This window comes from Mesorhizobium humile (assembly GCF_033977215.1).
Lineage (GTDB): Bacteria > Pseudomonadota > Alphaproteobacteria > Rhizobiales > Rhizobiaceae > Mesorhizobium > Mesorhizobium humile.
Map to the genome: position 1 here is coordinate 1 of NZ_JAVIIV010000049.1, position 7299 is coordinate 7299.

Sequence of the window (7299 nt, forward strand, 5' to 3'; positions counted from 1 at the left end):
GGCGACATGATCCGGAAAGAAGACGGGAAAAGCTTGACCTCACCGACCCCAATCAGAGAAGCCTGCTAGACTAGAGGGGTCCGATAAACTTCATGACCTTGTAGAGCCCGGGAGGGCGGCGATAATCGCGCGCTTCCTGGGCCGTCAGTGGGAAAAAGCCTCCGTAGACTTTCAACCCGACCCCGTTACCCGCGGACTTCGTTGCGTTCATGCCGCGCCACCGTTAAAAAAAACGAGCTTCGGCGACATTGCTTCAGGCAAGGAGTGCACCGCGATGGAAGAAACCGATGACAACACCAGCGCCCTTATCGAGCTGACCGCCGAGGTGGTCTCAGCCTATGTCTCGAACAATCCAGTCCCGGTCGGCGATCTCCCGGCCCTGATCGATCGAGTGCATGGAGCGTTGAAGAGCGCCGGCGGCGGCGCGGCGGAAAAGCCGGAAGCTCTCACGCCAGCGGTGCCCATCAGGAAGTCCGTCACGCCGGACTACATCATCAGCTTGGAGGACGGGAAGAAGTTCAAGTCGCTGAAGCGGCATCTTTCCGTTCACTATGGCCTGACGCCGGACGAATACCGCGCCAAATGGGGCCTGCCGGCTGACTATCCGATGGTGGCCCCGAACTACGCCGCCGCCCGTTCTTCGCTTGCCAAGTCAATGGGACTTGGCCGCAAGGCTACCTGACAAGCAAAAGCGGCGCACGCTAAGAGAGGCCCGCAAGCTCCCTGAGGGCTTGCTAACACTGATGGCCTTGCCTCTGATGGTTAAATTGCCTCCTTGAGGGTGGAATGCTCCCGAACGCGGTTAGGAACCCACCTATCACCAACACTTAGACGGTATCGGAAAAACTTTGCAGCTTGACTATCAGACACTGATACATTGCGGTCCACCCGCCGCCTCTGACCCCCACCGCACGCCGCTGCGCGGCAGCTGGTACGAGATCGACCTAGACGCGATCAGGCACAATTATCGCCAGCTTCGCGCACACCTGCCCGCGGCAGTACGGATTTTCGCGTGCCTGAAGCGCAACGGTTATGGGTGCGGCGCCGGACCGGTGGCTTCAGCTCTGGCTGCAGAGGGGGTTGACGGCTTCGGCGTCGCCGCGCTGCCGGATGCGGTCGCGATAAGGCATATGGGAGTCGAGCTTCCAATCCTGCTCTATCCAGGACCTCTGCCGTCATCGGCCGACATCATCGAACGGCTCGGGCTTACAGTCACGATCTCCAGCCTCGAGGAACTGGAACGCTGGCGTGCCGCGATGGACAGCACGCGGGTCTTTGTAAAGGTTGATCTTGGCTTTTACAGGTCGGGGGCAGCGCCGTCGGCTGTCAGCGCATTGCTCGCGGCCGGCCATGCTTATGACGATGTCGATGTCCAAGGGCTTTATGCGCATCTCAGCGAACTGCCTTCGGAGACGCCCTTCCATGTAAGCGAACAGCGCTCCCGTTTGCAGCAGATTCTTCAATCGGCCAATGCTTCTGGGACACGACCTCCCATTGCGATGGTGGCGAGCACGGTGGGTGTGCTTCGATACCCTGAGATGGATTTCGATGCCGTCGATCCCGGCGCCTTGTTCATTGGTGTCTCCGACACGGATCATTCCACCCGGCCTGTCACCCTGCGGCCGGCTCTTAAAGCCATTTCGAGCTCTCTGGTTTCAATCAAGCGGACCGACTCCTCGCTCGGGACGGCGCCGGACCTGCCTGGCTACCAGCAAGGAATGGTCGTCGGAGTGCTCGGTATCGGTTGGGGAGACGGGCTGCCACGTCAGCTCCCGCCCGGCGCTGAGGCACTGGTGAGAGGCCGGCGTGCGCCTCTGCTGCCGCCGGTTCATTTAGAACATCTCCGTATCGACCTCACGGACATCCCCGATGCTTGTTTCGGCGATCAGGTGCTCTTGCTCGGGCAGCAGGGAGATCAGACCATCACACAGCATGAGGTCGCCACCTGGTGGGGCACTGACATCGTCGGGCTGTATGCTCAGCTCCGGGACCACGTTCCACGCGTCTATGTCTGAGATTCATAAGAGCACAACAATCGAGAGCGGGTGATTCCAGAGCAACGCATACACTCCCGCCGACCAACTCTCCTTGCACACCGCGACGTCGCGCGGCTCACTGCGGCGTCGCGCGATCGTGGGTATCAAAAAAAGCGGCTGCCTAGGAGTCGTCCCTGCCGGAATTGACAATCAATTCGGCGCTGAAGCTCATCGACCAAATGGGGCCGAAGGCAGGCCTGGATGCGTATTCCGACGAAGCCGGCCATCGATTCCGATTTGAAGCCGGCCAGTCATTCCGATTTCATTCCGGCCGCCGTTCCGATTTGAAAGCGGCCAGTTTCGGTCTGATCCTGGGTCGCGTTGATCCGGCCGTGCTGGAAGAACGCCGACGCCATAATGGGATGCCATCATGCCGTAGCTGCGATTGATCTCGGGATCGTAGAAGCTGGCGCGGCTGACCCGGGAGGAATCAGCGCGCTCAGAACCTCAAAGTCAGTCAATGCTGGCGCGGCAAGCCGGCGCCGGGACGGCTGTGCCTCGGTACCTAGCAATCGGAGGTGGCCGATCTACGATGTTGAGGCGTCAGCTTAGACGCCACAGCTCGACTTATCATTGCGGGCCGCGCGGATCGCGTGCGCTCGCATTTTTTGTCGTAGGCATATGCCGCAGAAAGAGGGCGGCATTAGCGCCAGGAGACAGGTGATGCAAGCTTAAGCGATTGGCTGCCTTGCTAACCAGCAAGGAAGCTGCCGCTCATCCCTTAATATCGGTTGAGCGGCGGCCCGACGATCATGACGGTCGGATCGGCCGACAGAAGCTTCTTAGCCTCCGTCCTGACATCCTCCAGAGATACGGCGTCGATCAGCGCAGCGCGGTTTTTGATATAGTCCATGGCGAAATTGTCGCGCTGTAGCCCGACCAGTGTCGCCGCAATCGAATCCGAAGACTTGAGGTGGTTAATCGCAAACGAGCCGATCAGGTATTTCTTGGTCGCCGCGAGCTCCTCCTCGGTCGGCCCCTTCTCGGCCATGTCCTTCACCACCTTGCGCACGATCGAAAGCGTCTCGGCGGCCCGATCGGAGCGCGTCGCAGTCGTCACCAGTAGCGCGTTGGAATGCTCGTGATCGACTAGCTTCGAGCTGACGCCATAGGCAAGGCCGCGCTTCTCGCGCACCTCCTCGAAGAGGCGCGAGGTGAAGGTCGAACCGCCGAGGATCTCATTCATTAGCGCGGCAGCGAAGAAATCTCGCGCGTTCGGTTTCACGCCGGGCCAGGCAAGCTGCAGCGAGGTCTGCGGCAGGTCGTAATTGACTTCGAGCTGCTGGCCGAGCTTGAGTTTGACGTCTTCCACGGGAGCCAGCGTCTGCTTCTGCGGCAGATCGCCGAACACCTCGTCCAGCTTGCCGCTCAGCGTGGCGGCGTCGATATCGCCCACCACCGCCACATGCAGGCCGCCGCGGGCAAAATTCGCTTTGTGAAAAGCCCTGATGTCTGCGGCCGTGATGGTGGCCAAGCTCTGCTTGGTCCCTTCGTCCGGCCGCGAATAGGGATGCTGACCGTAGATGGCGCGCAGCCAGCGCTGCCGCGCCACCGTATTGGGATCGCGCTCGTTGGCAAGGATGCCGGAGAGGATCTGGCTGCGGATGCGGTCGATCGGCGCCTGGTCGAAGCGCGGGCTGTTGACCGTCAGCTTCAGCAGGCCGAAAGCTTCGTCCTTGTGATCGGACAGCATGCGCATCCAGCCGTAGGTCCCGTCGCGCGCCGCCTGGAAACTTATCTCGGCGCCGGCATCGTCGAGCTTCTGCTGGAAGGCCTCGCTATCGAGGTCGCCTGCGCCTTCGTCGAACAGGCCGGTCATCAGATTGACCAGCCCTTCCTTGCCGACGGGATCCTGGGCGGTGCCGCCATCGAAGACGAAGCGGATGGCAATCAGCGGTATGGAATGGTCTTCCACCAGCCAGGCGGTGACGCCCTTCTTCGACCTGACCTCCTGGATGTTCATCGCGGCGCGCGCGTCAAGCGCCGGCAGCGACAGGAAGAACAGGGCAAAGCACAGAGTGGCGATGGCGCGCACCACCGTTCCTTCTCCCCTCGCGGGGGAAGGAACGCCGCTCATCCGTTCAAGGACCAGGCTCATCATCAATTCCCCGCCTGTTGCTGGGGCAAGAGATAGCCGGTGGTCGAGTGGTCGAGCACGAGGTAGCGGGCGGCGGCCGCCTTGACCTCTTCCGCCGTGACCTTGCGGATGCGGTCCGGCCATTCCTGAACGTCCTTCACATTGCCGCCGGTAGCGAGCGTCCAGCCGTACAGATTGGCCATTTCGTCCTGTTTGTCGCGGGTGAAAATCATCGAACGAACGTAGCGGGTCTTGGCCCGCTCCAGCTCATCGTCGCACACGCCGTCCTTGACGATGCGGGCGATCTCGGCATCGACCGCCGCCTCGACATCGCTGAGCTTGGCGTCGCCGCGCGGGGCGCCATAGACGGTGAAGTTGGTGGCATCGAGCATCGTGCCCTGGAAATAGGCGGCCGCCGAGGAGGCGATTCCCTGCTTGACGACGAGCTCCTGATACAGCCGGCTGCGGTTGCCGCCGCCGAGGATCTCGGCCAGCAGGTCGAGCGCCTCCGCCTCGCCGGGTTTGGCCGTATGATAGGATGGCACCACCCATTGCGTGGAAAAGCTCGGCACCGAGACGCGCGCATCGGTGAGCGTCACCGTGCGTCTGGTGTTCTGCTCCGGCTCCACGGGGCGGATGCGCGGCGGCAGATCCGGTCCACGCGCGATCTTGCCGTAGGTCCTTTCGGCCATTGCCTTCACGGCGTCGGGATCGACATCGCCCACCACCACCAGCACCGCGCTATTTGGGTGGTAGTGGGCGTCGTAAAACGCCTTCGCGTCCTCTCGGTTGAGCTGTTGGATTTCCTGCATCCAGCCGACGACCGAGATGCGATAAGGCTGATTTTGCCAGAGCGTAGCATCAAGCTCCTCTGTGAGCACCGCCTGCGGATTATTCTCGATGCGCGAGCGGCGCTCCTCGAGAATCACGTCGCGTTCAGTCTTGATGACGTCGTCGGTGAGGACGAGGTTGCGCATGCGGTCGGCCTCATAGCTCATCATCTGGCCCAGCGCCGAGGGCGGCACGGTCTCGTGGAAAGCGGTGAAGTCGTAGTAGGTAAAGGCATTCTTGGAGCCGCCGATCTCGGACACCGCACGATCGAGCTCGCCGGCGGCGTGGTTGGCGGTGGCCTTGAACATCAGATGCTCGAAGAAATGCGCGATGCCGGATTTGCCGGGCGGCTCGTCGGCACTGCCGACCTTGTACCAGACCATGTGGGTGACGATCGGAGCGCGATGGTCAGGAATGACCACCACTTCCATGCCATTGCGGAGCAGGAAATCGGATGGAGACTTTTCGCCGGCCATTGGCGACCTGATTCCGGTGAAGGCTAAGATGGTTACCAGCAGGGTCTTGGAAACCCAGCCGCCGGGGTTTGCAGCGAACATCGTCATGACTCTGTTTTGCTCCTTGGTGCGCTACGCGTTCGACAGATCAGGTAAGCATGGAACGTGCCAGGCAGAAATGACTTGCGGGCAACGCGTTCGCACCCAAACCGACGATGTCGGTTGTCGGACATTGTCGGGTTTCACTCCCCAGCCTTGGCCAATGCGATCGCAAGGGAGCGGTGGTTCGGCACGTTGCCGTTCACGCTCCCGAACCAGGGGCCAGCATGGCTGGTGCGGTATCGCTCATTATCTGGCCGGCGGTGGCGGATAGGTCCCCCTACCCTTTCCGCAGCATCGGCTGGCTAGACTAAATCAGCGTGTAAGCCTCGAAGGCGAGAGCACCACCAAGCGGGTGCTCCCTCCGAACCGGAGCTGCTGTGGCGGTGCTTCCAGATAGCCGGCCAGCGATACTGCTGTGTCTCGGTGAAAGGGGGTAAGTTCCTCGCAGCTGCGCCATGCGGAGCAATCTGCGCGCCATGTAATTTACCTGCCCAACCGAACTCAGACCAAGAACGCCCGGGCCCTGAGCAATGTTCAAAGTCGCCGCTTTTGCCATCGGCAGTTTAGGCGCTGAACAGTATCCTAGTTGGTAGCCATTTCCTCAACAGGTGGCGGGCGCCGATAGGGCAACCGCATCTTGGACCCATTTCTCCCCCTCCCAAGCCAGTTCCTCTGAGGACGCAATTATCGGACCAACAACAATATACTGGGCACCGTGATGGCTACAATTGTTCAGCGAATAATTATTCCTGGCGCAACTGTGGTGTTGACAATTTCGCACATGCGAAAAGATTTTGTGCATTGCGATGAGCTCTTCGGCCTGTAAGGTCCCGGTGTCGGCATTGCACGTCCCTGAAGTGCATGCCGGCGTGAATTCAGCGCTGTCCCTTCGTGCGCTGTTTTCGATGCGAGCCCGCTGTCGCCTTCCGGCAGCGGGCTCGTTACCCAGAATCGGCTGCCCGAGCGATGAGCTATGCGAGCCGAATGCGTTCCAGACCTCTTTTGCCTGCCGCGCATTCGGCGAATACTTTTTGCCCTTCAACCAGCGCAGCGAGCCCAGACCGGGTCAGCGCAGAGGCATGAACGAAATATCCTTCTCGCCGCTTTTAGTGCAATGAAGCCTCAGCCCCTTTCAGGATTGTAAAACTTAACGGTGCCTGAGATCTCCGACTGGGGGCCCAGTCCAACACTGGATCGGTCCGCTACACGCTGAGGAGTTGACGCTTTCACGACCTCTACCTTTGCGCCACCTGACGGCCCTTTGGCCTTTCCTCAAGGATAACCTTGAGATGCGCGCCACTGCGGCATCCGGCCGCCTCCACCACCCGCATATGAAGATATGCGTCCGCGCCGTCGGCGAGTGCAACGAAGCCGAAACCTTTGCTGGCATTGAACCACTTCACCTCGGCGTGGACACAGTTCGAGGTGCCAGCTGACTGCCGCTGAGGGGTTTGTCATCTGTCGACGACAGTCGAAAACCGACGCGAGCTGAAGCGCTGGAGAGAGCAAAGGCGGTCGCCCGCGCGCTCTTCAACTAGCGCTGTAGCGGGGACCGCCTTTGCGGCGCGGTGCTGATCATCTGAGGTTGAGAAGGCGATAGGCGCGAGGCACGTCTCCAGTCGCCCTGAGGGGCTTTCGACCTACCCCGCCATGCGCCGGCCTTGTGGTAGATCTGCGGGTAATCTGCGCCGTAGAAACAATCCGGCGTAACACCGATCTCAACTGGCACATCAGCCCCGCAGTCGGTTTTGCAGTGCCTGCCGATCAACGGCAAGATAGTCGAGGTGCAGCCTGGCTG

The 7299-nt window shown here is 60.9% G+C and carries 6 protein-coding genes; 3 read left to right on the top strand and 3 right to left on the bottom strand.

What is annotated here, in order from left to right; translation table 11 throughout:
• Positions 1-274 precede the first annotated feature (274 nt).
• From RFM52_RS32440 to RFM52_RS32450, 3 genes are all read left to right on the top strand, one after another.
• Complete coding sequence (locus RFM52_RS32440) at positions 275-682, top strand: Ros/MucR family transcriptional regulator (RefSeq protein ID WP_320217783.1); 408 nt, start codon at positions 275-277, stop codon at positions 680-682.
• 166 nt (positions 683-848) lie between these two features.
• Positions 849-2015: an alanine racemase gene (gene alr / locus RFM52_RS32445; protein WP_320298850.1), complete on the top strand. Its 1167-nt coding sequence runs from the start codon at positions 849-851 to the stop codon at positions 2013-2015.
• Between the two features lie 164 nt (positions 2016-2179).
• Positions 2180-2425 carry a hypothetical protein gene (locus tag RFM52_RS32450; protein ID WP_320217785.1) on the top strand — a complete coding sequence of 82 codons (246 nt, stop codon included), beginning with the start codon at positions 2180-2182 and terminating at the stop codon, positions 2423-2425.
• Between the two features lie 332 nt (positions 2426-2757).
• Here the strand turns inward: RFM52_RS32450 and RFM52_RS32455 are convergent, their stop codons facing one another.
• The 3 genes from RFM52_RS32455 to RFM52_RS32930 form a co-directional block, all read right to left on the bottom strand.
• A complete protein-coding gene (locus RFM52_RS32455) occupies positions 2758-4137 on the bottom strand; it encodes a M16 family metallopeptidase (RefSeq protein WP_430700529.1) in 1380 nt (459 codons plus the stop codon).
• Positions 4137-5507, bottom strand: coding sequence for a M16 family metallopeptidase (locus RFM52_RS32460; protein ID WP_407046081.1), 1371 nt, complete (start codon positions 5505-5507; stop codon positions 4137-4139). Before RFM52_RS32460 ends, RFM52_RS32455 begins: the two co-directional genes overlap by 1 nt.
• Positions 5508-6736: 1229 nt before the next feature.
• Positions 6737-6904 carry a cold-shock protein gene (locus RFM52_RS32930; RefSeq protein WP_320217942.1) on the bottom strand — a complete coding sequence of 56 codons (168 nt, stop codon included), beginning with the start codon at positions 6902-6904 and terminating at the stop codon, positions 6737-6739.
• Positions 6905-7299: the final 395 nt, after the last annotated feature.

What these genes read in the sequence shown, in the direction of transcription:
- RFM52_RS32440 (WP_320217783.1), top strand. Translation starts at nt 275, where the DNA reads ATGGAAGAAACCGATGACAACACCAGCGCCCTTATCGAGCTGACCGCC.
- RFM52_RS32455 (WP_430700529.1), bottom strand. Translation starts at nt 4,137, where the DNA reads ATGATGAGCCTGGTCCTTGAACGGATGAGCGGCGTTCCTTCCCCCGCG.
- RFM52_RS32460 (WP_407046081.1), bottom strand. Translation starts at nt 5,507, where the DNA reads ATGACGATGTTCGCTGCAAACCCCGGCGGCTGGGTTTCCAAGACCCTG.